Annotated in this window: 18 protein-coding genes and 1 pseudogene; 10 read left to right on the plus strand and 9 right to left on the minus strand. The window is 46.7% G+C overall.

Features of this window, described 5'->3' with window-relative positions:
- Nucleotides 1–13 precede the first annotated feature (13 nt).
- From JUB14_RS19840 to JUB14_RS19850, 3 genes are all read left to right on the plus strand, one after another.
- Entirely contained in the window at nt 14–1,528 is a 1,515-nt protein-coding gene (locus tag JUB14_RS19840) for a sensor histidine kinase (RefSeq protein WP_207508571.1), read from the plus strand.
- A gap of 26 nt (nt 1,529–1,554) precedes the next feature.
- Complete coding sequence (locus JUB14_RS19845; protein WP_207508572.1) at nt 1,555–2,238, plus strand: LytR/AlgR family response regulator transcription factor; 684 nt, start codon at nt 1,555–1,557, stop codon at nt 2,236–2,238.
- Nucleotides 2,239–2,316: 78 nt separating this feature from the next.
- Complete coding sequence (locus JUB14_RS19850; RefSeq protein WP_207508573.1) at nt 2,317–2,751, plus strand: DoxX family protein; 435 nt, start codon at nt 2,317–2,319, stop codon at nt 2,749–2,751.
- Between the two features lie 59 nt (nt 2,752–2,810).
- Here the strand turns inward: JUB14_RS19850 and JUB14_RS19855 are convergent, their stop codons facing one another.
- The 5 genes from JUB14_RS19855 to JUB14_RS19875 all read right to left on the minus strand — a co-directional run bounded on the left by JUB14_RS19855 (nt 2,811) and on the right by JUB14_RS19875 (nt 8,844).
- Nucleotides 2,811–3,596, minus strand: a complete 786-nt coding sequence (locus JUB14_RS19855; RefSeq protein WP_207508574.1) for an arylamine N-acetyltransferase family protein — start codon at nt 3,594–3,596, stop codon at nt 2,811–2,813.
- Nucleotides 3,597–3,711: 115 nt separating this feature from the next.
- Nucleotides 3,712–4,527, minus strand: coding sequence for a helix-turn-helix domain-containing protein (locus JUB14_RS19860; RefSeq protein ID WP_207508575.1), 816 nt, complete (start codon nt 4,525–4,527; stop codon nt 3,712–3,714).
- 41 nt (nt 4,528–4,568) lie between these two features.
- Nucleotides 4,569–5,588: a methyltransferase gene (locus JUB14_RS19865; protein WP_207508576.1), complete on the minus strand. Its 1,020-nt coding sequence runs from the start codon at nt 5,586–5,588 to the stop codon at nt 4,569–4,571.
- Nucleotides 5,589–5,848: 260 nt separating this feature from the next.
- Nucleotides 5,849–8,509 carry an ABC transporter permease gene (locus JUB14_RS19870; RefSeq protein WP_229368061.1) on the minus strand — a complete coding sequence of 887 codons (2,661 nt, stop codon included), beginning with the start codon at nt 8,507–8,509 and terminating at the stop codon, nt 5,849–5,851.
- Nucleotides 8,506–8,844: a PadR family transcriptional regulator gene (locus JUB14_RS19875; RefSeq protein WP_207508577.1), complete on the minus strand. Its 339-nt coding sequence runs from the start codon at nt 8,842–8,844 to the stop codon at nt 8,506–8,508. The genes JUB14_RS19870 and JUB14_RS19875 overlap by 4 nt, the downstream gene beginning before the upstream one ends.
- Nucleotides 8,845–9,082: 238 nt before the next feature.
- Here JUB14_RS19875 and JUB14_RS19880 point away from each other — a divergent pair, with 238 nt between their 5' ends.
- Nucleotides 9,083–9,538 (plus strand): DUF1801 domain-containing protein, encoded by a 456-nt coding sequence (locus JUB14_RS19880; RefSeq protein ID WP_207508578.1) that lies wholly within the window; start codon nt 9,083–9,085, stop codon nt 9,536–9,538.
- A gap of 65 nt (nt 9,539–9,603) precedes the next feature.
- On the opposite strand, the gene JUB14_RS19885 is transcribed toward JUB14_RS19880, so the two are convergent.
- The 3 genes from JUB14_RS19885 to JUB14_RS19895 form a co-directional block, all read right to left on the minus strand.
- The gene (locus JUB14_RS19885) at nt 9,604–10,728 is read right to left on the minus strand and encodes a mechanosensitive ion channel family protein (RefSeq protein WP_207508579.1); all 1,125 of its coding nucleotides are present in this window, start codon (nt 10,726–10,728) and stop codon (nt 9,604–9,606) included.
- Between the two features lie 376 nt (nt 10,729–11,104).
- Nucleotides 11,105–12,835 (minus strand): MDR family MFS transporter, encoded by a 1,731-nt coding sequence (locus JUB14_RS19890; RefSeq protein WP_229368063.1) that lies wholly within the window; start codon nt 12,833–12,835, stop codon nt 11,105–11,107.
- Nucleotides 12,836–12,885: 50 nt separating this feature from the next.
- Entirely contained in the window at nt 12,886–13,407 is a 522-nt protein-coding gene (locus JUB14_RS19895; protein ID WP_229368065.1) for a hypothetical protein, read from the minus strand.
- Between the two features lie 734 nt (nt 13,408–14,141).
- Between JUB14_RS19895 and JUB14_RS19900 the strand changes: the two genes are divergently transcribed.
- From JUB14_RS19900 to JUB14_RS19915, 4 genes are all read left to right on the plus strand, one after another.
- Nucleotides 14,142–15,548 carry an alkaline phosphatase PhoX gene (locus tag JUB14_RS19900; RefSeq protein ID WP_207508580.1) on the plus strand — a complete coding sequence of 469 codons (1,407 nt, stop codon included), beginning with the start codon at nt 14,142–14,144 and terminating at the stop codon, nt 15,546–15,548.
- 163 nt (nt 15,549–15,711) lie between these two features.
- Nucleotides 15,712–17,811 carry a right-handed parallel beta-helix repeat-containing protein gene (locus JUB14_RS19905; RefSeq protein ID WP_207508581.1) on the plus strand — a complete coding sequence of 700 codons (2,100 nt, stop codon included), beginning with the start codon at nt 15,712–15,714 and terminating at the stop codon, nt 17,809–17,811.
- Nucleotides 17,812–18,588: 777 nt separating this feature from the next.
- Nucleotides 18,589–19,920 carry an NAD(P)/FAD-dependent oxidoreductase gene (locus tag JUB14_RS19910; protein WP_207508582.1) on the plus strand — a complete coding sequence of 444 codons (1,332 nt, stop codon included), beginning with the start codon at nt 18,589–18,591 and terminating at the stop codon, nt 19,918–19,920.
- A 30-nt stretch (nt 19,921–19,950) separates the two neighbouring features.
- A complete protein-coding gene (locus tag JUB14_RS19915) occupies nt 19,951–20,892 on the plus strand; it encodes an NADP-dependent oxidoreductase (RefSeq protein WP_207508583.1) in 942 nt (313 codons plus the stop codon).
- A gap of 115 nt (nt 20,893–21,007) precedes the next feature.
- Here JUB14_RS19915 and JUB14_RS19920 read toward each other — a convergent pair.
- Nucleotides 21,008–21,274 (minus strand): annotated as a pseudogene (locus JUB14_RS19920) (EthD family reductase); the annotation flags it as partial.
- Nucleotides 21,275–21,670: 396 nt separating this feature from the next.
- On the opposite strand from JUB14_RS19920, the gene JUB14_RS19925 reads away from it, so the two are divergent.
- Nucleotides 21,671–22,288, plus strand: coding sequence for a hypothetical protein (locus tag JUB14_RS19925; protein ID WP_207508584.1), 618 nt, complete (start codon nt 21,671–21,673; stop codon nt 22,286–22,288).
- A 20-nt stretch (nt 22,289–22,308) separates the two neighbouring features.
- On the plus strand, nt 22,309–24,345 hold the full coding sequence (locus JUB14_RS19930) for a heavy metal translocating P-type ATPase (protein WP_207508585.1): 2,037 nt from the start codon (nt 22,309–22,311) through the stop codon (nt 24,343–24,345).
- The last annotated feature ends 22 nt before the right edge of the window (nt 24,346–24,367 follow it).

Raw genomic sequence — 24,367 nt, forward strand, 5'->3', positions numbered from 1 at the left:
TTATAACTACATTATGCTAGCTACCCTTAAAAAACCTGAAACCATCAGTAGAGTCGAACTTTGGCTTGCCACCTTTATTTATATATCCATTCTGGCTACACTGTTCTCCGCGGACAAGTTGCAGGATACTCCTCAGCATCTCTTCAAAAAAGCTGGTCTGCCCTTTGACTTCTACGAGAACTACTTAATTCCAAATAGTATTCGCTACACTGCCTTATATCTGGCCTTTCTCTTACTCAATTTCCGGATAGCGCCCCGGTTATTCCAGCGGGAAGAGGTACAAAACCAGTTGTACCTAGTTTTTTTAGTGTTTCTGATCACCGGTTTTACTTTGGGCGTAACCGAAACCTACTCGCGATACTACCTCTATGGTACCTATGCCTCCAATGAGGAAGTATATAGTATAGTTTTCCGTAATGGTTACGGTGTCGCCTTACTCCTTGTCTTTCTGGTTAGTATTTACTCTTTAATCAAATACCTGGGGTTGTTACTGATCAATGATTCAGACGCTATTCCGCATAAGTATCGTACCGTCACCAAGGATAGTCTGGGAGCTATGGTGGTCTGGTTTATCAGTATTATTCTACTGCTTGTTGTGGAGGCTGATTCATTTCTTATTCTGTCTTGGGGTTCGATGATTCCTGCCGGTATTCTTGTCTACTGTTTAGGTTTTTTCTGGTTCATTCCGGCAGCATCGGCCAAAAGGAAGCCCTTCCGATCGTACCTGCTTCGCATGGTACCGGCCCTGATCCTGTTGTTACCCGCGCTGTTTCTGATCCTGACTATCTTATCCGATGATCCGGAAACTTCTATGGGAACTGCTTTTTTTAATGTAGTCTGCCAGCTCCTGATCACAGTGCCCCTGGCCTGGGTACTATTCAAGCGGTATACCAAAGGCAACGAAGCACTCTATGTACTCCAGAAGGAACTGGGACAAACCCACGCCAATTTTGACTTTCTACGGTCACAGATTAACCCACACTTTCTGTTCAATGCCCTGAATACGATTTATGGGACAGCCATTCAGGAAAAAGCCGAGAGAACAAGTGAAGGCATCGAAAGACTGGGAGATATGATGCGATTTATGTTACAGGAAAATATGCAGGATAAAATACCACTAGCCCGGGAGGTTGAGTACATGAATAATTACATCAGCCTACAGAAATTACGTACCGACCCGAATCCGCAGATAACTGTACAGACCGAGATAGAAGAGCAGGTACAGCCCGTCCAGATAGCTCCCATGCTACTGATCCCTTTCGTCGAAAATGCCTTCAAACACGGCATTAGCCTGCGGGAGCCATCGCATATAGTAGTGACGCTAGAAGTAAAAGATAAAGTACTTTACTTTGATGTACATAACAGCAAGCACCCTAAACTGGCCAACGATCCGGAAAAAGATAAGAGTGGAATAGGACTGACCAACGTAAAGCAACGGTTGCAGCTGCTCTATCCGGGTCGACACGAGTTAATGATACGCGAAACCAGAAAAGAATTTTTTGTTCACCTGACTCTGCGACTGGCATGATCGTGCCCCCTACTATATAAGTACCTATGAAAGCCATTGCCGTTGATGATGAACCCATTGCTCTGGAGATCGTTAAGTCCCATGCTTCCAAAGTACCCTACCTTGAACTGGTTGCGGAGTTTACGGATGCCTTCAAGGCGCTGGAATTCTTACAAACTGAAAGTATAGATCTGATATTTCTGGATATAAAAATGCCGGATATATCCGGCATCGATTTCTTTAATAGTCTGCCCCGCAAGCCCCTGCTGATCTTTACCACCGCCTATTCGGACCACGCCGTAACCGGCTATGAGATGGATGCGGTAGACTACCTGTTAAAGCCTTTTTCATTCACCCGGTTTATCAAGGGATGTAATAAGGCGCTGGAACTATACAACAGTCGAAATGCGGTGGAGGCCCTGGATCATGTGTTTGTGAAGACAGGGTACGATCAGGTAAAGGTCTACTTTGACGACATCCTGTACCTGGAGGCGGACGGCAACTACGTGACATTTGCCCTGCGGGACAAGAAGGTACTCTCCCGTATTACCTTCAACGAAGCTACCAATATGCTACCCACCGAAAGGTTTGTCCGAGTACACCGTAGCTTCTTGGTGGCTGTAGCCAGGATCGAAAAGGTGGAGCGACACCAGGTAACTATAGGTATTACCCACATCCCCGTCAGCGAAGCCTACCGGCAAAACTTACTGTACCTGATCAATAAAGGATAATCATTTTCCATGCGGTATTTACTTACTTGCAGTAGACAAAGCCTTGCATAAGGTACCGTATTTTATCCTTTCCAGTACATGAAGCGTTCTTTTTCAACCTCGTATCCCTCTGATTATCTCCCTATTTTGTTGCTCATCGTCCGTGTAGGTGTAGCTGCCCTGATGCTTACCCATGGCTATCCAAAACTGATGAAACTCCTAGGAGGTGATTTTGCCTTTCGCGATCCCATCGTGTTGGGTAGTGGTACTTCCTTAGTATTGGCAGTACTAGCTGAAGTAGTATGTTCGCTGCTGATACTAATCGGAGCCGGCACCCGATTAGCGACCATCCCCTTACTCTTTACCATGGTGGTAGCAGCCTTCATTGCCCACGGCAGCGACCCGTTCGGTAAGAAGGAACTTCCCCTGCTGTACATGCTCATGTACCTGGTACTCCTGGTGATGGGTAATGGAAAATACTCGGTTGACCACATGGTTACTAAAAAAATCCTAGATCAGAAACAGGTACCATGAGTACAGCCGAGGCTCTGCTGTATTAAGCAGAGCCTCGGCTGTACTACTTTACAGAATCATTAAATAATTACTGCTGCCTTTGTCTCCCAGGCAATACCAAACAGGTCTGAGAGCGTTTGCTGAAATTCGGTATCTGATGTGATAGGAATCTCCTGCTTTACCCCGTGTCTGGTTGTGGTCAGTGATTTGCTGGTGAGGGTAATACGACCATCAAGTGTAGGTCTGGAACAGAGAGGTTGCTTGTTGAACGGGGCCTGAGGCGAATGCTGGTGCATCTGACACAGCTGTTCAAACTCGGATAGTTCTCTGGCTTTGAGCGTAAACTTAAACAGCTTGCTGTAGCTATTACCATCCGAAGATTTTTCCTGTAGAACTTCCTCGTCTGGTAAGCGGGTGAGCCGGTAATAGCTGCCAAACTGGTTCTGATGAGTATCAAATTCCAGTTTAAGTGGTTCAATGAAAGCGTCACCAAATCCCACATCAACCAGATACAGTTTATCCTCCACCTCAGCGATGATCGCTAAATGACCAAAGTCCGGAGCAAAGCCACCGATGCGGGGTGAATAGACATTGCAGGATATAAACCAAGAGCGAAATCCAATCTGGTCAAGTAACAGCTTAAATAGCCCGTTCAATTCATAGCAAAAGCCTCCCCGGTTGTGTCCTACGATCTTGTGGTAAAACTGCTGCTGGTCCAGTTGAATAGGTATTGCATTGATTATATCCAGATTTTCAAAGGGAACAGTTAGGGTGTGCGCCCGGTGGAGGGCTACGAGAGTTTCTACGGATATTGTAGGTGTAGCCGTGTAGTTGATTCGGTTGAGGTAAGCGGAAAGAGTTTTCATGGCTAATAGGTTTTCTATTTAATGGGTAACTTTGTTAAAGTTTGGGCAAAGTTGAGCCTGCCTGCTTAGTATGAGCAGGTTTGGGTACTTTAGTATAAGTAGTTTAGCTAAAGCGTCAAATGATCGGAATGTGCCAGGTTATGAGCTGGTTGTCCGGCTGCTGATAATCGGGCAGGCTATGAAACTTAAAATACGAAACTCCCTCCTTATGTTGCCACTGTGTTTGCTCTAACAGGTGTTTGGTGATGACCATGGCTGTTTGCTGCAACTCTTCTACGGGGCAGCAGAAGTTGTAAGAGGCAAAGCGGCATTCGGGTAAAGTGCTCTTAAAGAATTTATCAGCGGGCAGGTGAACACCCGGCTTAGGTACCAGAGCAGCATCGTAGCGATTGGGGCCGGTGGTGACGTTCTGGCAGCCGTGTAATACCGCGTAATAGTCAAAGTCCGCTTCATTAGCACCGGCTAATTGAATATACTCCTTAACATCCTTCCATACCTTATATATATCTTTTGAAAAGTAGTTACCCAGACTTGGAAACACGATGGCCGATTGAGCTGGAAAGTGGGTGGCACGGGCCGTCAGTGATACGTACCCTTCCTGCTTTTTGAGACCCTCTTTTAGTAGATTGTTGGAGCGAAAGTGGGTTGGCGAACACTTCATAATATCCTTAAACGCTCTGCTGAATGCGCTGTCATCGGCATAGCCTACCATGTACTTGATCTGAGCAACCGGTAGTGGTGTAAGGGATAGCAGATATGCCGCCGTTTCCATGCGCTGACGCTTGATGAAGCTACCGATCGGCTCCTGCAACTCCTGTTTGAGCTGACGATGCAGATGGTAGGGAGAATAACCACAAAGCTGAGCCAGCTGGTCCAGAGAGATCTCTTCATCCAGATGCCGGGAGATATGGGTAAGTACTTCTTTAATCATGGCTAAAAGATTCTTCTGCGGTCAACCGGTTTCTGGTCAAGTTAGCAAGATACTTCGATAATTTTAAGAGGCGACCTGGTAGCAATAATTTGGTCTATCTTTAAACCGGCTTTCTCTATCAATGTATAGAATTCGGCTTCGGTACGTTCGCGGCTGTTGAGTAGTACCTGCATGTGCAGGTCAAAAAATAGGCCGATGTGGTCTGACTCATCCGCAACCACCATATCGAGTATCAATAATTTAGTACCAGGAGTCATAACCTGCTTACAGGCAGCCAGTATCTGGAGGGATTTAGCGTCATCCCAGTCGTGCAGGACGCTTTTCATCATAAGCACATCAGCCGCCGGTACCTGCTTCAAAAAGTCACCCGAATGAATTTCTACCCGGCCAGACATTTCATCTAAAACATGAGTAGCAACCACACTTTCCTGATCGTAAAGGATACCATCGAGATGAGGATAAGCCGTCATGATTTCTTTCAGTAATACTCCCTGGCCACCACCTATATCACAAAGGGTATGATACAGTGAAAAGTCATAGGCTTCGGCAATAGCTCTGGCCGACATCAGCGTAGAGGAGGTCATCCAGTCGTTATAAGGACTATCATATTCAGGATGGTTATTCAGATAATCAAATAGGGGTGCCCCCATGGTCGAATCAAAGGACGGTTCGCCTGTGTTTAGGGAGTGCAACAGATTATTCCAGCTTCTTTGCCAGGGTTCGGTACCGATTAACAGGATTCCACCGTACATGCTCCCGGGTACACCCTTCAGGAGAAGCCTCCCCGTTTCGGTAAGCGAGTAAGAACCATCGGTACAGGTTACCAAACCTATGGCCGAGGAAAATCGCAGTACCCTGTATAGAACATCTTTATTGAACGGACCGACTGATACCAGTTGCTCTAAAGATTTTTCTTCGTCGCGTAACTGTTCTATGATACCTGATTTAACCAGTGTGTAGGTTACCTGTGTGTTAGCGAAGCCTGTAGCAAACTGCCATACCTGTGCTTTGGGTGTACGTGTAAGTGTTTCCATTTGTTCAGAACTGTTAAAATTTTTCATGGCTTACTACCCTTATTCGCCAGGGCATTTTCTTTTTCTGAAACAAATGTACTGTCTCCGTTTCTATAAGAGTGTGCAGATCTTGCTCTGCGAATAATCTTGTGCTGTAGTTGTCGATTTTCTTTTGGTACTATATGGTTTGATAAAAGAGGGGAAATGCTCTAAAGCTATAAAGCCTTATCCCGGTACATATACAGGGATAAAGCTTTATAGTTATTCAATATAATTTTGCAGTACGAGCCAATATGGAATTTAATGAACTACTCCGACCGGAGAGACTGGATTGGGTTCATAAGGGCGGCCTTGATACTCTGGAAGCTCACCGTGAGCAATGCTACCCCTACTACCAGCAGGCCCGCCAGGGCAAACATCCACCACTGTACATCGATACGGTACGAGAAGCTTTGCAGCCATTGGTTCATAAAGTACCAGGCCAGCGGTGAGGCGATGATTATACCGATCAGGATCAGCTTGAGGAAATCCTTGGAGAGTAGCAAAACAATACCGGGCACTGAGGCACCCATCACCTTGCGGATTCCAATCTCCTTGGTACGCTGCTGTGCCATAAAGGTAGCAAGACCTAACAGACCCAGACAGGCAATGAAAACGGACAAAGACGTAAACAGCAGGAACAGCTTTTTGAATATCTGCTCGCTCTCGTAGAACTTCGCGAACTGCTGATCCAGGATCTCATATTCGAAAGGAAACTCCGGCGCCCGTGTTTCCCACTTTGTCTTCAGGAAGTCTAGTGCTGCGGACATTTTCTCGGGACGTACCCGCGCTACCATCGTATAGTTGGCCGGCTCATGAACGTGTAGTACCAGCGGCTCGATTTTCTGGTGCAGGGATTTGTAGTGAAAGTCTTTCACAACTCCGATCACCTTACCACGCTTGAGGGTATCAGCCGGATTGGAAGGTACCCACTTTGGCCACAGCATTTCTTTACCCAGTGCCTGCTCCGGACTACCCCAGCCCAGTGATTTTACGGCTGTCTCGTTCAGGATGAAGGCTTCCTCCGCATCAGTACCATACTGATCAGATAGGTTACGACCTGCCACCATTTCCATTCCGAGGGTAGGGATATAATCCGGATCAATCAGGAACATACTGATGCCTACCTCCTTGTCCTGACCTGGCAGCCTCACCCCATCGCCGGCAAAAATTCCTCCTGGTAAGCCATAGCAAGCGGTGGCTGATTCAATATTAGGGTTCTGCAGGAGCTCCTGCTTGATGCTCTTGTAGTCGCGCTTCATTTCATCAGTTTGGAAGGGCATGATCACGAGCTGCTCTTTATTAAAGCCCAGATTCTTTTGCTGAACGTAGTTGAGCTGATAGTACACGACACCCGCCCCGATGATCAGGGCCGTTGATACGGCAAACTGAACTACTACCAGGGTTTTACGGAGACCATAACCTCCCTGCGCCTTCGACTCAATGGTACCTTTAAGTACCTTGATGGGCTGGAAGGCCGAAAGGAAAAACGCTGGATAGACTCCCGCCAGCAGGCCTACCACCAGCATAGCACCCAGTATCTGCAACAGCAGCATAGGCGACAGAGCTTCTAACAGGGACAACTCCTTACCGGCCCAGTTATTAAGTACTGGCAGTACCGCCGCAGTCAGGCCAATGGCGAGTACCATAGCCAGTGCAGTCAGGACCATAGACTCACCCAGGAACTGTCCTACTAGCTGGCTTCGCTGCGCGCCGATAGACTTACGCAAGCCTACTTCTTTGGCCCGCTGCATGGAGCGTGCGGTGGATAAGTTCATGAAGTTAAAGCAGGCGATCAGCAGGGTGAAAAGGGCCACGATCGCAAAGGCATACACATAGCGGATGTTACCTTTGCGGGCTATATCGTACTCCAGCTCCGCCGAATGCAGGTAGATGTCTTTTAGCGGTTGCAATGAAGTACGGTAGGCATCGTCCCTCTGATCGGGATTGGCATATCGTTTCACCATATCAGTGATCTTGTCAGTTACTTTGGCGGGGTCAGCACCCTGCGTCAGCAGTACATAGGTAAACATCTGTTGCCATCCCCAGTTTTCCAGGCGGGCGTGGTCGCTAATAATATCGCGTAGCGTACTGAACGAGCCAATGGCATTTAGTTCCAGGTGAGAGTGACGTGGCATATCCTTCATGACCCCGGTAATCCTCATTTTCAATCCACCGTCCACGGTCAGGATCTTATTTATAGGGTCTTCTTTTCCGAAGTACCGCTCCGCCATCGACTCACTAATGACCAGCGAACCTTGTCCTTTTAGCACCTCCTCCTTATTCCCCCGTACCAACGGCAAGGTAAGTATATCAAAGATGGTAGAATCAGCCAGAATAAATCCCGTCTGCTTAAACCGGTTGTTGTTGTATACAACCAGCGGATCGTTAAAGGAGAAAACGCGGAAGGTTTTCTCTACCTCCGGGATATGGGCATTCATGGCCGGACCGTAAGCTGGAGCTGACCTGGCCATGTGATTCACGCGGCCCTCGGATATCCTGTCATTTCGGAGGCGATAGGTTCGGTCGGCTTTTTCGTGGAAAGTATCATACCTGAGTTCATCTTTGATAAACAGGTAGATGGTCAGACAGCAGGCGAGGCCTACCGCCAGACCCAGTACGTTAATGACAGCGTACAGCCGCTGCCGCTGCAGATTCCGGATGGCGATTTTGAGATAGTTTTTGATCATATCATGGCTGAAGATAAAAGGTGAGGTTGTTTGGTTAGATTTACGTTTTATGGCAAAGGGTTTTATAAAGCTTAGTACTTCCCATACATATTGTCGTCGGGCGGTCTCCACTCCAAATACCCGCACTCTTCGCTGAAACCTCTCGTAGAGATCACCCTGTACCTCTTCAAGCAGGTGAGGCGCACAAAACCAGGAGAGCAATTGATCGGCCCAGCGGGGTGGGTTAGTAGTTGGTTTCATAGGCTAAAGGCCGGTAGTACATCCGGTGATATAGAATCCCACAACCGGTTGCGGGTTTCTCGGATACTTTGCAGGGAATAGCTACCTAGTGATAATACAGTAAAGAGACGTTTGCGTCGGCCACCCCGCTCGGCGGTAGCATCACCCAGACGCGAACTGAGCATACCTTTTTCCTCAAGTCGGTTCAGAGCCGCATGTACGGCACTAAGACTGACTGTGCGTCCGGTCTGCTTTTCGATTTCTTCGGTAATGGCTACTCCGTATGCATTGTCATGCAGGACCGCCACCGTCAGGAGTACGAGTTCTTCAAATTCACCGAGGTAGTTTCTTTCCATAGTGATTTATATGTTTCACATTTGTAGAGAAAATAACGTGCCTGTTTTTGATACGGATGTAATAGGTTGATAATCAGTAGCTAGTAGCGCGGTGCGGGCGGAAAAGTGTCCGAATATGAACAGTTGATGTACGTCGGTGAACAACCTGGTTTTACCAGTACCGGAGTTTAGTGGAGTAGGTAGATTGCCAACCTCTGATCCATATTGTATATTCGGTTAACTTAACTATTTGATGCACATGGAAGTAAAAGCGGATACTCCCCAAGACTACCTCGAGCGGCTCCCCCTGGAGCGTAAAGAGGCCGTACAAAAACTACGACAAGCCATCCTGACCAATCTTCCCGCGGGTTACGAAGAGACCATAAGTTATGGGATGATCGGATACGTAGTGCCACACAAGGTATACCCTCGTGGCTACCACTGTGATCCGAAGCTCCCTTTGCCTTTTATTAGCCTGGCATCACAGAAAAACTTCATTGCCCTGTATCACATGGGCCTGTACGCGAGTCCTGAGTTGATGGAATGGTTTACATCAGAATACCTTAAACATACTTCAACCAAACTTGATATGGGTAAAAGCTGCATTCGCTTCAAAAAAATGGAAACGATACCTTATGCACTGATAGGACAACTAGCCCAAAAAATGAGTACTGATAGTTGGATTAGTCTATACGAAAGTCAATTAAGGAAGTAGCCTGGAAAAAGAAAAAGGAGATAGCTGATGCCATCTCCTTTTCTTTATTATAAGTTGTCTTTTCCCTATTCAGGCTGGATAATCGTTGTACGATCAGGCTTGTCGTCATTCCTGTCTCTTTTCTTATCTGCGTTCGAATCGGTGACGTACAATGTACGGGTAGGGTAAGCAAATTCAACCCCCATTCTCAGAAATTCTTCGTAGATCCTAAGGTTGATCGTTTGCTGAATGTCCATATATACGGTATAGTCGGAGCTTTGTACGTAGTAGACTACTTCAAAGTCCAGGCTGGATTCTCCATAAGCAGCAAAGTGGGCCCGATCAAAAGTCGTATTCTCTATACTCGTTATAATGGATTTGATCATACCGGGTATCTGCTTTACGTTTTCCAGCGATGTCTGGTAGACGACTCCAAATTTAAAAAGGATTCGGCGGCGCTCCATTCGCTTATAATTATGGATACGCGATTTGGTCAGGTCACTATTAGAGAAGATCAGTTGCTCACCGGTAAGGCTTTTAATCCGGGTTGACTTGACCCCGATATAATCTACCACTCCCATTTTGGTGTCAATAATAATGAAGTCACCCGTTTCGAAAGGACGATCAAAGAAAATGACAAAGTAGTTGAACAGGTCACCTAGTATATTCTGTGAGGCCAGGGCAATGGCTACACCACCTATTCCCAAACCGGCAATTACGGTAGTTACGTCGTAACCAAGGTTATCCAGCAGGGACAGTAAACCGATTCCCCAGATTATTACATTAATAACAATCATGAGCCCCCCCAGCTCCTTAACTTTATCTTCTCCCCGGTCTTGCCTTCTTACGTACGATTGCAGGAGCATCAGGATGATGGTAGAAACAATACGTATAACCAGGTAGGTGACCAGTACCGTAATCGCGATCCTCAGGATGTTTTCGAACTTGCGGTTGAGAGTCAGGTAGGTGAGGCCGGAGTAAACTACTGTTACGTATAGGGCCGGAATTCCGAACCGTTCTATGCCGTGTACCAGGTAGTCATCGATCTTGGTATTGGTGTTACCTGATAGTTTTTCAACCTTTCTGAGGATGACTCTCTTAAAAATAGCAATCAGTAGAAAACCCAGCAGTATACTTCCGAAGGCTATGATATAATCTAGTAGAGTATTCCTAAAATAGACTGTTTCAAGTACTTCTAAGTTATCAAACATGAAAAAGGTAGTTATTGATAATGCCGATATATATAATTTGTTCTTCACCAGATACATTTTAAATGTCTGTATCAAGAATTACATCTAAAAGGTAACAGGGAGATTAGCAGGTGATAGTAATAGGACTGACCCTAGTCAGTTAATTAATCAGGAGATTTATTCTTTAGACTTATGATACATTCTCCACATTCTGTTCCCCTCAATTACCAAAAGATCAGGGTTCCTGATAGCAGACTTTATTCTAGATTGATTTAATTGAAATAAGCTATGTTCTTGTAATATTCCAAATTTATCAACCTCCTTACGATAAAATTGTTCAGGTTAATTGGTTAAATGCAATTTTAGCTACTGATAATTAAGCTATTGCAGCTCAACTTTATAACTCGACAACCGGTGGGGGAGCGTTAGTTTTTCGTAAAGGTAGTTGTGGTACAAACCAGGTAATAAGCCAGGCCAGTAGTACGATGAATAACAGGTAGAAATAGTTGTTGGTGATGGCTGTTGCAAAAGTCTGCTTCATGTTTTCCTGTATTTGCCGTACCATCTGATCATCCTGTGACTTGAGGCTTTGTACTACGTCTCCTACGTTGGAGGGAGTTATCTGTCCGTTAAGAAGTTTGCGTTTTAACGGCTCCGGAAAAGTAGGGTCGGTTAGTAGCTGCTGTCGAGCGGATTCATTACCATTCAAGATTGCCTGCTGTAGTTGTTCGGCTTGTTGCTGGGTAGTCTGTTCGGACAGTGCGGACGGTTGAGCCGTACCTCTGGCGGTGATAGCTTCGGGGGCACCTTCGCCCAGGGCGGTAGGAGGGGGGAGCGTAGTACCCGACAGTGCCGCGGCCAGTAAAGCTCCCATCACGGCGGTACCTATAACACTCCCGATCTGCCTGAAAAACTGGTTGGCACTGGTTGCCTGTCCCATGTTCTGAACCGGTACCGAGTTTTGAATAGCCAGGGGGAATAAGGGTAGGGTAGGACCCATACCTATCCCGCACAGAGCCATGTAAAACAGTACCGACGTAAAAGACGTTGCGGGTGTCATCTGTGAGAGTAGTAGTACCCCCACCGACATTATAGCTATGCCACACAAGAGGATGTACTTGTAGTTACCGACCCTGGATACAACCTGTCCACCCGTAATAGATCCTAGTACCATTCCAAAGGACAGCGGCATCATACTTGCTCCTGCTTCGGTGGCCGAAACTCCCAGTACATTGACCATAAACAGGGGCAGAAACACAATAATACCCATAAAGGCAGCTCCCAACAGAAACGAGGCCGCGTTGGAGGTACTGAATACTTTGTTCTGGAATAGCCTGAGGTTCAGGATGGGGCTGGTGATTCGTAAGGACCGCCTGTAAAACAGGGTCAGGCAAAAAAGCCCGCCTCCCAGCAACCCTAGTACCAGGGGGGAGGTCCAGGGGTAGAGACTCTTATCCAGTTGTAAACCGATCATGAGAGGAATCAGTCCGATAATAAGGAGTACCGCCGACCAGTAGTCAAAGGTCTGCTTGACTCCGATCGGGAGGAGAGGCGGCATTTTGGCGATGATAAACCAAAGTGCCAGGGCTCCGATGGGTATATTGACATAGAATACCCATCGCCATCCGGCAATACCTGGTATGATGGCCCCACCGTAATCAGTCAATAGTCCACCTACCCAGGGACCAATGACGCTGGAAAGACCAAACACAGCCGCCACAAAGCCCTGGTACTTGCCCCGTTCGGTAGGAGGAAACAGGTCTGCGATGACTATAAAGGCCATGGAGAATAAACCGGCCCCACCTATCCCCTGTATAGCCCTGAAGATAATGAGCTGATTCATGCCGTCACCTATGAGCGGAATCGAACCAAACTCACCGGAGATACCGCAGAGGAGAGATCCAAACAGAAATACACCGATTGAAGCTAACTCAATAGACTTGCGGCTGTACATATCAGCCAGTTTGCCGTAGATCGGTACCAGTACCGTTGACGCGACCATATAAGAGGTAGCTACCCAGGCATATCGCTCCAGACCTTGTAAATCCTGTACGATGCGAGGGAGGGCAGTGGCCACAATGGTCTGGTCAAGTGCCCCCAGGAATAGGGCTAGTAGTATTCCAATCAAAGTAAGTATCCTATCATCCATCTCGATTCGTACTGATTAGTAAGGCTTGGTTAGTAGGGTTGAACCGGTAAGATAACAATATGTATCCAGTGGTGGGTCAAAATTACTCCCGACGCATAGACAATATGAGCCAGGAGCAGACAGAACAGGTACGACCGGAGGTACAGTTTGGGTGGATTGGGATGAAATCTATAATACAGATACCAGACCACTATACCAAACAGTCCGAAGCCTAATCCGAATAGTAGTATATGAATAGAGTCAGGCTGACCAATACCCATAGCCCAGAGCAGATGAAAGAAGTAGGAGAATAGAATACCTACGCTAAAATGCGCAAGAGTACCTACAACAAGTGCCAGGGGCCGGTCGGATAGTCGCCCGGTAGGGGTAGTACTGGATGTGAGCATAGTACCCAGTATCCTGATTACTTTCATGGTTCGGCGGGTCAGGTAGGTAAGTCCGTACATGAAAAGTGTCATCAGAGCTGTTCCGACTATTCCTTCGGTTAGTACAGCCGGTGTATTTTCCAGCCATCCATCCGAAAGAATTATTTGCAATGAGGTAACAAACATACTCTACAAGATATTGATTACTTGGGTGCCGGTATTTTACTAGCATATTTATTTAAATAACTATACCATCTACCCTTACCAGGTTACTCTACGCTCTTTTGATGTGATACCTGGTTATAATTTTTTAAAACAACGGGGTTGAAAACAGGTTATAGTTTCGGTCAAAATCAGCAATAATAATTTCCTACCTCAGCTTTATTCATACCTAACTTCAATGGACACTGATGATCCAAAAGTCTTCCGGAGTAGATGGAAGCGTCCCACATTCAAGCGTACCAGTCAGGGAGCAAAACTTGTAGGCTATGGCTTTTTATTCTGCGTGCTGCTCGCCGTCGTGATGAAAGTAATAGATTATTTTATGGGCTAAGGAGAAGCAGGCGATCTCCCTCTTTTCACTAGGTAGCATCTGGCGGTAGTAGCTTTTCTGACTACCGCCGATGTGACTGTGCTTAGTGTTTCTATTTACATAAGAACTTTTCAAATTTTTATTCACCTGTGCAGGCACAACATTAGCTTCCTGCATCGCCTGATTAAGGAATAAAGAAATATTCGGGGGAAAAGGAAACAATAAGATTACACCAAAGCTGACCCTTATCTGGGTTAGCTACTATTATTTTGTGGTAGCTAATAGTCCATCCAGTCTTTTAAAGTGTATTAGCACTAGATTTTGATATCTTTTATCCCATTAGTAGTAACAAAGCTATTCCCTGACCCTTACCTGACTCTATACTTCAATGATTAAGCCAACTCCTACCACCCGTCGTGACTTCCTCAAACTAACCGGATCTGCTTCTGTTGGTTTTTTAGGTCTACTTGCCTTTGTAAATAAGCCTGCCCTTGTAATGAGCGAAATGGCCGAGTCTGCCTCTGGCTACGGTCCTCTGCTCCCCGATCCGAAGGGAGTCCTCAACTTGCCGAAGGGATTTTCGTACCAGATTATTTCCCGGAAAGGAGACGCCATGAGTGATGGATTGCTGGTACCGGGTGCTCCCGATGGGATGGCTACTTTTAAAGGTACCAAAGGACGTACCATCCTGGTTCGCAACCACGAGATGAGTCCTAATCCGGAGGGGGGAGCATTTGGTTCTAAAAATGAGCTACTATCCAAAGTAGATAAAGCAAAGTTCTACGACTATGGTAAAGGAGTACAACCAGAGCTGGGAGGTACGACGACCATTGTCTATAATCCGGCGACCGGGAAGGTAGAAAAAGAATTTATGAGTTTGGCGGGTACTACCCGTAACTGCGCCGGGGGCCCTACCCCCTGGAACAGTTGGCTAACCTGCGAAGAGAATACAAAAAAGGCTGGTAGCGACAGCTCGTGTGAAAAAGACCATGGCTATGTGTTTGAAGTACCCGCTACCGAAAAAGTAAAGCTGCATACCGCAGTTCCCATCAAGCCCATGGGCCGGATGAACCACGAAGCCGTGGCCGTTGATCCACGTACCAGCATAGTGTACTTAACAGAAGATACCGGCGACAGCCTCATCTACCGCTATATACCTAATGTACCCGGTCAGCTCCTGAAAGGAGGAAAACTACAGGCCCTGATGATACGTGGACAAAAGAGCGTAGATACCCGTAACTGGGAATCTCTTACTACTCCTACCTTTCCGATACGGGAGTTGCATGAGGTGGAGTGGGTTGATATAGATAATGTAGAATCACCAAATGATGACCTGCGCTACCAGGGCTTTGATAAGGGAGCCGCCCGATTTGCCAGGGGAGAAGGAATGTGGTATGGCAACGAAGAAATCTTCTTTGCCTGTACCAGTGGAGGAAAGAATGGAAAAGGGCAGGTATTCCGCTATGTACCCAGTAAATACGAAGGTACACCACAGGAGAAAAATGCTCCCGGTAGAGTGGAGCTGTACGTAGAACCTAACGACCAGGATCTGGTTAAAAACTGCGATAACCTCACGGTTGCACCCTGGGGGGATGTAGTACTTTGTGAAGATGATAAACATCCTTTTGTGGTTGGTGTAACACCGAGTGGCGAGTACTACCGAATAGCTGAAAACGTTGGTTTTCTGACTGAATTTGCCGGAGGGGTTTTCTCTCCAACTGGTGAAACATACTTTGTAAATATCCAGGGCGCTGGCCTAACACTGGCCATCACAGGTCCCTGGAAGACTGTGTAATACAATAATAAAGTTGCCCTGCCTGCTGTGGAGCGCTACGCTCTGCAGCAGGCATTTTCTTTTTCTACCTCTTCTGGAGCTATTTTCCTCTTCAACAATCAGGTAAATCTGCTAACATGGTTTCTTCTTGAGTAGTCCCTTTTGATTACTTACAAGAAAGAATATGACCACTTTCAGACAATTACTGCCACTTTTACTAATTGGCTTTCTCTATACCGGCTCTCTTGCGCAAACAAAGCCAGCTGCTCCCCTAACCATTTATGTATCAAAAGGAGGCAATGACACCAACAGCGGACTGAGCCGAAGCCAGGCGTTCCGTACCATCGAAAGAGCGCAGAAGGCGGTTCGTGAGCAACGGGCCAAAGGTCCATTAACCAATCCGGTTACCGTAGGCATCGAAGCTGGAGACTATTTTCTGGACAAGCCTCTTGTATTCACTCCGGACGACTCAGGTACTGAACAAAGCCCCGTTACCTATACTTCTCTTAATGGAAAGGTACTCATCCACGGAGGTAGGCAGATCAGGGGATGGAAAAAGTACCAAGGGAATATCTATACAGCTGAATTGCCGGAGGTAAAAAGTGGTAGCTGGAAGTTTCGTCAGCTGTACGTCAACGGCTCCCTCAGACAACGCGCCCGTATACCTAATACCGGATTCAAGATTGTGAAAGGGTTTCCGGATGGCGGATCAGAAGTACATTACCACACCGACTGCCAGCGCTTCGAATATGCCAAAGGCGATCTGGACCCTACCTGGAAAAACCTGGACGACGTAGAGGTAATTGTGTACCACTTCTGGACCGACTCGCACCTGCCCATCCAGTCACTGGATACGACCACGAACATAGTTACCTTCAAGCATAAGGCAGGGAAAGTATTCACCGATGACTTCTCCAGCAACGGGGCCCGCTATGTCGTAGAAAATGTATTTGAGGGGCTGGACCAGCCGGGTGAATGGTACCTGGACCGTAAGGCTGGTACGCTGTACTACATTCCCCTGCCCGGAGAAGATTTGACTAAGGCTGAGGTAATAGCTCCTGTAACCGAAAAGTTTATTACCCTCGAGGGAGACCTCCAGAACAGAAAATACGTGCAGCACCTCAACTTTAAGGGGCTGGACTTTATGTATACTAACTGGGACCTGCCTCCCGGCAACTCCAACGATAATCAGGGATCGGCCTCAGTACCCGCCAGCATCAGCCTCTCCGGTGTTCGCCATACTACCTTTACCAACTGTACCGTCCGCAACATCGGCACTTTTGCTTTTGAGATTGGTAGTGGTAGTTCTGACAATGCTTTTACCCATAACGAGATCAGCCACCTGGCGGCGGGTGGATTTCGCATCAACGGTGGTACTGTGTCGGACTCTCCGTTACTACGTACCGGACACAATACCATCAGTGATAATGATATCCACCACTACGGCGAGGTATTTCCTTCGGCCGTGGGTATACTGCTGATGCACACTTTCGGTAATAAAATCTCCCATAATAACATCAACAATGGCTGGTACACGGGTATATCCATCGGATGGAGCTGGGGTTACCAGCCCAGTATCAGCCGCGACAACATCATCGAGTACAACCACATCCATACCATCGGGCAGGGACTCTTGTCCGACATGGGAGCCATCTATACATTAGGACTATCTCCGGGTACGGTACTTCGCAACAACCTTATCCATGATGTAGATGCCAACCACTACGGAGGGTGGGGGATATACAATGACGAAGGTTCATCGCACATCCTAGTAGAGAACAATATCGTGTACAATACCAAGTTTGCCGGATACAACATCCACTACGCCAAGGAGATAACCGTGCGCAACAACATCTTTGCGCTGGGGCGGCTTGAACAACTAAGTCGAAGCCGGCAGGAGCCCCACCGGAGTGTTTTTTTTGAGAATAACATTATCTACTGGAGGGAGGGGGAACTACTAAGCAAAAACTGGGAGGACAAGCCTTATACCTATTATGTACGTCCCATAGGAGATAAGGGTACACAGGAGTTTGCGAGTACCTTCGATATGGACTGGAACATCTACTACAACCCTAGCCAAAGTATCGATAAAGTTACCTTCAATAAGAAGAACTGGCAGCAGTGGCACACGATGGGTAAAGACCAGCACTCTCTCTACATCGATCCTTTCTTTGAAGATATTGCTAAGTATGACTTTCGGTTAAAGGAAGGTTCACCGGCCTTCGGTTTGGGATTCCGACCTATCGATATGAGTACCGTAGGACCCCGAAAGCGGAATCAGTAGGAGAAGACTTCATTAAAAATCAGTAATAATAAAATCGTGAAAGCGCTAAAACTCAAATCCAGCCCAGATCATAATCCGGTATGGGGGCAGGTAATGCTTCTTCATGATAAGGATAACTACTTTCTTCTGGAAATACCCACGATCGGCAATGGTACGCCTCACCTTTTTTCTGATCCGTCAGTCACCCTTGATATGATAAGTTCGGCGTTGCACCCGGCAAGCGAACCCTTGGCGAATGGAGGTACTTGTAAAGAGATAGAACACCAAAGAACTCCTAACAATAGATACCTAAAACTTAAGTAATGTTGACATGTATATACATGAGTGTCATGACATATAACTACCTGTACTACTGGATATAGTGATTTTATACTATATAGCGTATAGCTAGTTAAGACTGATTTTAAGTAACTATCTGATAAATAATTAGATAAAAACGAGGCATTTTTACTGGTCGGTTATGCTATTTTGAAAAATACCTATTAGTTTTAAGTGCTAAGATCTATCTAGCTAGTCTTAGTGTTGTGGATAGATACTCTGCTGATATTATCGGCAGAGTATTTCCATTTATAGGGTTTCCTCCTGAAGTACAAACATCTATTAAGAGGCTATTACAGATCAAATACATACCTTCCCGAAACCTTCATTTTTCTGTGTAACTGCTGACTAAGATGATGTAGCTTGAGATGCCACTGCACCTGCTTCTCCAAAAACATTCAGGGGCTTTAATCGCTTTTGATACTATCTAAACTAGTATTAAGCTGAACAGATACGTATATGCTGCACAATGCCCGCATTGCCGAAACCGGAAAACAACGTGTCGTTATTTTAGGGGGTGGATTTGCAGGAATAGAATTAGCCAAGTCACTGAAAAGCCTGGATGTTCAGGTTATATTGATCGATAAGCATAATTTCCACGCCTTCCAGCCCCTGCTGTACCAGGTGGCTACTACCGGTATTGAGCCTTCTTACATTGCACAGCCCTTTCGTGAGCTATTTGATAAGCAGGAAAATCTGTATTTCCGAATGGCAGACGCCCTTTCGGTGGATACAGACCAGCAAGTGGTAGAAACATCCATCGGGCTGGTACGCTATGACTATTTAGTGGTGGCTACCGGGGCCGAAACCAACTTCTATAACAACGAGGAAATCACCCGCAAAGCCATATCTCTCAAAGACATTGATGATGCGCTGACTCTCAGAAATACTATCCTGAGTAACTTTGAAAAAGCTCTGCAGATAGACAATGAAGAGCAACTTAACAGCCTGATGGACTATGTTATCGTTGGAGGAGGCCCCACCGGAGTAGAGCTGGCTGGAGCGTTGTGTGAACTCAGACAACATGTATTTCCGAAGGACTACCGGGAGCTCAACTTTAAGAACATGGATATTCACCTGATCCAGAGTGGCCCCCAGTTGCTGAAAGGAATGTCCGAGCAGGCATCCCAAAAGGCCCTGGAATTTCTGGAGGAGTTTGGAGTGAAGGTATGGCTCAACCGCCGTGTCAAATCATACGATGGCTACACGGTCACCCTGGACACGGGTGAGAAGCTGATTACCCGAACCATGGTATGGGCTGCTGGTGTAGTAGGAGCTCCCATCAAAGGCATCCGTAAAGAGAGTGTACTACGGGGCGATCGATTCCAGGTAAATGTCTATAACCAGATTGTTGGCTATAGCAATATATTTGCCATTGGAGATATTGCGGCTATGGTCACCGAGGAGAATCCCCACGGACATCCTATGATGGCCCAACCGGCCATACAGCAGGGTCGGCTGCTGGCAGATAACCTGAAGAGGCTGATGGAGAAAAAGCCACTGGAAGCTTTTAAGTATCATGATCAGGGATCAATGGCTACCATAGGGCGGAATCATGCCGTGGCTGACTTGAAAATATTCAATAAGGAGTACCGGACGCAGGGCTTTCTGGCCTGGTGTATCTGGATCTTTATTCACCTCATTTCCATCATTGGTTTTAAGAATCAGGTCACGGTGTTTATGAGCTGGATGTGGAGCTATTTCAACTTTAACCAGGGCATCCGGCTAATCATGGGTGACGTGAAGGAAAACGAGCCCGTAGAGGAAGCCACCGAAAAGAAACTGGTGTAGCGTCTTGAACCCATACTTTAATATTCATACATGAAAGCAATACTATTAACTGAATCAGGAGGTACTGATAAATTGGCCATTTCGGACATAGATACTCCAGTACTTCAGGATAACGAAGTACTAGTGAAGGTAAAGGCCCTGAGTATCAATCCGGTGGACATCAAAACCCGAACCGGTAAAGGAGTATATGGTCGAATCAAGGAGCAGATGCCAATAATCCTGGGTTGGGACATATCCGGGGAAGTCGTAGATGTGGCGGATAGTGCATCCCGCTTCAAAGCCGGAGACGAAGTGTTCGGTATGGTTAATTTTCCGGGACACGGTAGAGCCTACGCTGAATATGTAGCCGTGCCGGAGCACCATTTGGCACATAAGCCTAAGGAGATTACTCATGAGGAAGCCGCGGCAGCCACGCTAGCTCCCCTTACAGCCTGGCAGGTGCTGGTGCACCAGGGGCAGGTACAGCCGGGACAGACTGTTTTCGTTCATGCGGCAGCCGGTGGTGTAGGTCATTTCGCCGTGCAAATAGCCAAGCATCTGGGGGCCTACGTCATAGGTACTGCCTCCGAACGCAACGCTGACTTCCTGAAAGAGTTGGGAGTAGACAAGCACATCGACTACCGAAACCAGGATTTTGTGCAGGAAGCCAGAGAGGTTGATTTCGTGCTTGACCCCGTCGGAGGGGATACTACCCGAAGATCCCTGGAAATCCTGAAACCGGGCAGAAAGTTGATATCTATTGTAGGTGGAGCCAACGAGAAAGTTCAGAACGTGGCTCAGGAGCGCGGCATCAGTGCGGCCAACTATCTGGTGCAATCGAGTGGTGAAGATATGGAACAACTGGCGGCGCTCCTGGCTACTGGTAAGCTGAAAGCGCACGTATCTCATGTATTTAATCTGGATGAGATAGGTAAGGCCCATGAACAGATTGAAACAGGGCGAACAGTAGGGAAGGTAGTTGTAGTGGTATAATGTGGATTAATACATAGTATAAAAAGAAATAGCCGCACTACGGAGTTGGTGCGGCTATTTGCTGTATTACAAATCTACTGATTCCTCTCTAATTGATATTTTTGAACGCAGGTACTTAGTGATCCTGACTGACCTGCATAAGGGGCTGTACGTTCGTAAAATTTGGAATGTCGGCTATCAACTCGGCTGCATGGGTATCCATGGCCTGCTGAAGTTGGTCCAATGTCTCAAAATTTAGTGACCCGATCAGAGCATAAGCAGGAAGTACATCTGGCGTAGGCCCGGCGAGTCCTTCTTCTAAATCTATATCTTGCAGACCCATCGGGATCAATCGCTCCTTAACCAGCGGAATATGCGTTTCCAGAAAGTAATTCATATCAAACCGGCTGTTGGAGCTTTTCTTTTAAAATACACTGAGCTTGATCATATCTGTAGGGTTCAAGACTGGTTGCTTTACCAGGGTATGATAAACGAAGATAGCGGAGTGGGTATCTAAACTTTTCTGTTCAGATCAAGCGAGGGGGGGTATGTGACTAAAAATATATAAATCGTTACAAAATTGCAATTTATTTTATCTAACGGTTAGAAGAAGCGAGAAAACGGCACCGCTGGAAGTGAAAGAGCCTGGATTATTAAATTTATTTCAGTCAGACTAGCTTTATTTGATAGTTGTACATCACTTTTGATAATATAAAATATAAGCCCGCTCTAGAAGGGCTGTACAAGCTCACTTGTATGTTTTTTTATTGATATGTACTTGTGGGAAGTTTAAATAAAGATGACACATATTATAATCGGAAGTCTGGTACTAAGCATTATACATGCTGCTATACCCAACCATTGGTTGCCACTGGTACTAATAGCTCGATCAGAAGGATGGAAGAAGCGTGAAACTATGATAGTTGCCGGCATCGCTGCTCTGGCACATACACTTAGTACGATCAGCCTTGGTATTATCATCGGATTGATAGGGGTTGAAATTTCTGATCAGCTTCGGCTTTTTCCAACGATTATAGCTCCTCTGGTGTTAATATTCATGGGGCTTCTGTATTTTGGAATAGATCTGGGGCATAGTAACCACGATCATATTTCTGAAAAGAAACTAGCTAAAAAGTCCAAGCGAAGTATCATACTAAGTGTGAGTATCGCTATGTTCTTTTCTCCCTGTCTGGAGATCGAAACCTTTTATTTCAGCGCCGGGCATTTTGGCTGGAAAGGTATTATTTCAATTTCGGTAGTGTACCTGCTGGTAACGGTATCGGGTATTATGGCACTGGTGGCGGTAGGGGGGAGGAGTCTGGAAAAAGTTAATTTTCATTTTCTCGAAAATCACGAAAAGAAGATCACGGGTTTTACCCTTATCTTATTAGGCATTTTTACATTTTTTGTTCATTAAGAGTTATAAAAGCTATTGATATGGCTAGTAACGATAAAGATAAAAAGGAAAGAGAAGTAGATCTGCAGCCCATGGAAATAACTTCGCCGCGTACGGCGGAGGAACCGGGGCCAAAGAAAGTGGTGCAAGATAGCTGCTGCTCACCCGAAGGACATTCGCATGACGATGGACACGGCCATGACCACGATCACGATCACGATGAAAGCAACTCGTATGTACCTACCATAGTAAGCCTGCTGTTGCTACTGTCGGGTATCGCTTTTGACTATTTTGATGTAGCCTGGTTTGAGGGTTGGATACGGTTTGTGTGGTTTGGTGTGGCTTACGTACTGGTGGGCTGGAAAGTAGTCAAACACGCGGCAACCAACATAGCCCGTGGTGATGTATTCAACGAGTTCTTCCTGATGTCCCTGGCGACGCTTGGCGCTTTTTATATCGGTGAATACGCCGAAGGGGTAGCCGTAATGCTTTTCTATGTCATTGGGGAGCATTTTCAGGAAGCAGCCGTGGCCCGTTCACGCAAATCTATCAAGGATCTGATCGATAACCGCCCCCAGACGGTCAATGTACTACGGGGTGGACAGACATTTGAAACAAACCCTCAAAAGGTAAAAGTTGGTGAGGTCATACAGGTACGGGCGGGTGAACGAGTGGCCCTGGACGGTGAGCTGGTTAGTACCCGTTCCAGCTTCAACACGGCTGCCCTGACGGGTGAATCCAAACCAGATACTAAATCCAATGGCGAAAGGGTACTGGCTGGTATGATCAACCTGGATCAGGTCGCTGATATAAGGGTCACTTCGGCTTACGAGGATAGTGCCCTGTCGCGCATCCTGAAGCTGGTGGAGCAGGCCAGCAGCCGCAAGGCCAAGACCCAGCAGTTCATTACCAAGTTTGCTAAGGTATATACTCCCATTGTTGTTTTCCTGGCCCTTGGACTTACTTTTTTGCCCTACTTTTTTGTAGAAACCTATGTATTTGATGAATGGCTGTACCGGTCGCTGATCTTCCTGGTGATCTCCTGTCCCTGTGCGCTGGTGGTATCGATTCCGCTGGGATACTTTGGGGGAATTGGAGCGGCATCGCGTAATGGTATCCTGTTCAAGGGCTCCAACTACCTGGACCAGATGCGGAAGGTAGATACAGTGGTTATGGACAAAACGGGTACCCTGACCGAAGGGGTATTTAAGGTACAGGATGTAGTTGTTGAAGGTATAGAACGTAAGGAATTCCTGAGCCTGCTGGCTACACTGGAAAGCAAATCTACCCATCCCATTGCGCAGGCCGTAGTGGAGTATACAGGTCCGCAATCAGTACTTGCCGATATAGGTTCGGTAGCAGAAATATCAGGGCATGGACTCAGTGGTACAGTACGGGGAAGAGAAGTACTGGCCGGTAATGCGCGACTGCTGGATAAGTTTGGCATCCGCTACGATCCGGCTCTGAATAGGATTGTCGAAACCATAGTGCTGGTGGCAGTCGACGGACGTTTTGCCGGGTATGTGACCATTGCCGATCAAGTCAAGGAAGATGCCGAGCGGGCTATTCGCTCACTTCACGCACTTGGAGTACGTCGGGTAGTCATGCTTTCAGGGGATAAAGATTCCATCGTTCAGAAAGTAGCCAGTAGCTTGCAAATTGACAAAGCTTACGGCGACTTACTACCGGAGGATAAGGTAGCAAAAGTAGAGGAACTGCAGAAACAAGGAGCTACCGTTGCCTTTGTTGGGGATGGTATCAACGATGCCCCGGTGATCTCCCTGGCTGATGTAGGTATGGCCATGGGGGGCTTGGGTTCCGATGCCGCCATCGAAACGGCCGATGTGGTTATTCAGACCGACCAGCCTTCTAAGATTGCCACAGCAATTAATATCGGGAAGAAGACTAACGGGATTGTTTGGCAGAACATTGCACTGGCTTTTGGAGTGAAGGCCCTGGTGCTGCTATTTGGTGCTTTCGGTGTAGCCAGTATGTGGGAAGCCGTATTTGCCGACGTAGGTGTGGCCTTTCTGGCCATCCTCAATGCTATCCGTATCCAGCGGATGAGCTTCAGCTAACATAAGATGTAAGAATTTCTGA

The sequence above is a fragment of the Telluribacter humicola genome (assembly GCF_017355935.1).
GTDB lineage: Bacteria > Bacteroidota > Bacteroidia > Cytophagales > Spirosomataceae > Telluribacter > Telluribacter humicola.

Excerpts from the sequence above, each read along its gene's own strand:
- JUB14_RS19840 (WP_207508571.1), top strand. The coding sequence starts at position 14 with ATGCTAGCTACCCTTAAAAAACCTGAAACCATCAGTAGAGTCGAACTT.
- JUB14_RS19845 (WP_207508572.1), top strand. The coding sequence starts at position 1,555 with ATGAAAGCCATTGCCGTTGATGATGAACCCATTGCTCTGGAGATCGTT.
- JUB14_RS19850 (WP_207508573.1), top strand. The coding sequence starts at position 2,317 with ATGAAGCGTTCTTTTTCAACCTCGTATCCCTCTGATTATCTCCCTATT.
- JUB14_RS19855 (WP_207508574.1), bottom strand. The coding sequence starts at position 3,596 with ATGAAAACTCTTTCCGCTTACCTCAACCGAATCAACTACACGGCTACA.
- JUB14_RS19860 (WP_207508575.1), bottom strand. The coding sequence starts at position 4,527 with ATGATTAAAGAAGTACTTACCCATATCTCCCGGCATCTGGATGAAGAG.
- JUB14_RS19865 (WP_207508576.1), bottom strand. The coding sequence starts at position 5,588 with ATGAAAAATTTTAACAGTTCTGAACAAATGGAAACACTTACACGTACA.
- JUB14_RS19870 (WP_229368061.1), bottom strand. The coding sequence starts at position 8,509 with ATGAAACCAACTACTAACCCACCCCGCTGGGCCGATCAATTGCTCTCC.
- JUB14_RS19875 (WP_207508577.1), bottom strand. The coding sequence starts at position 8,844 with ATGGAAAGAAACTACCTCGGTGAATTTGAAGAACTCGTACTCCTGACG.
- JUB14_RS19880 (WP_207508578.1), top strand. The coding sequence starts at position 9,083 with ATGGAAGTAAAAGCGGATACTCCCCAAGACTACCTCGAGCGGCTCCCC.
- JUB14_RS19885 (WP_207508579.1), bottom strand. The coding sequence starts at position 10,728 with ATGTTTGATAACTTAGAAGTACTTGAAACAGTCTATTTTAGGAATACT.
- JUB14_RS19895 (WP_229368065.1), bottom strand. The coding sequence starts at position 13,407 with ATGTTTGTTACCTCATTGCAAATAATTCTTTCGGATGGATGGCTGGAA.
- JUB14_RS19900 (WP_207508580.1), top strand. The coding sequence starts at position 14,142 with ATGATTAAGCCAACTCCTACCACCCGTCGTGACTTCCTCAAACTAACC.
- JUB14_RS19905 (WP_207508581.1), top strand. The coding sequence starts at position 15,712 with ATGACCACTTTCAGACAATTACTGCCACTTTTACTAATTGGCTTTCTC.
- JUB14_RS19910 (WP_207508582.1), top strand. The coding sequence starts at position 18,589 with ATGCTGCACAATGCCCGCATTGCCGAAACCGGAAAACAACGTGTCGTT.
- JUB14_RS19915 (WP_207508583.1), top strand. The coding sequence starts at position 19,951 with ATGAAAGCAATACTATTAACTGAATCAGGAGGTACTGATAAATTGGCC.
- JUB14_RS19925 (WP_207508584.1), top strand. The coding sequence starts at position 21,671 with ATGACACATATTATAATCGGAAGTCTGGTACTAAGCATTATACATGCT.
- JUB14_RS19930 (WP_207508585.1), top strand. The coding sequence starts at position 22,309 with ATGGCTAGTAACGATAAAGATAAAAAGGAAAGAGAAGTAGATCTGCAG.